Annotated in this window: 1 pseudogene; it reads right to left on the bottom strand. The window is 66.1% G+C overall.

Annotation, left to right across the window (positions count from 1 at the left end):
* Positions 1–239, bottom strand: a pseudogene (locus tag SB764_RS44275) (hypothetical protein); the annotation flags it as partial.

The raw sequence follows: 239 nt of genomic DNA, 5'->3' as shown, positions 1-239 counted from the left end.
CCAAGGGGACTTCCTTCGGCGCGGGGGACTTCCTTCAGCGCACGCCCCAACGGCGGAATCGGTTGGCCGAGTGCGGCGCCCATGATGCGTTCTTCGTTCGCTTCGGCGCGCGCGATATCCGCACTGATACGTCCCTCGTGCATCACCAGCACGCGATCGGCCATGCCGAGCACTTCGGGCAATTCGCTCGAAATCATCAGCACCGCCATGCCGTCGCGCACCAGTTCGGCGAGCGCGCC

It is taken from the genome of Paraburkholderia sp. SIMBA_027 (genome assembly GCF_046535315.1).
Classification (GTDB): domain Bacteria; phylum Pseudomonadota; class Gammaproteobacteria; order Burkholderiales; family Burkholderiaceae; genus Paraburkholderia; species Paraburkholderia tropica.
This window is presented reverse-complemented; position numbering and strand designations above follow the sequence as displayed.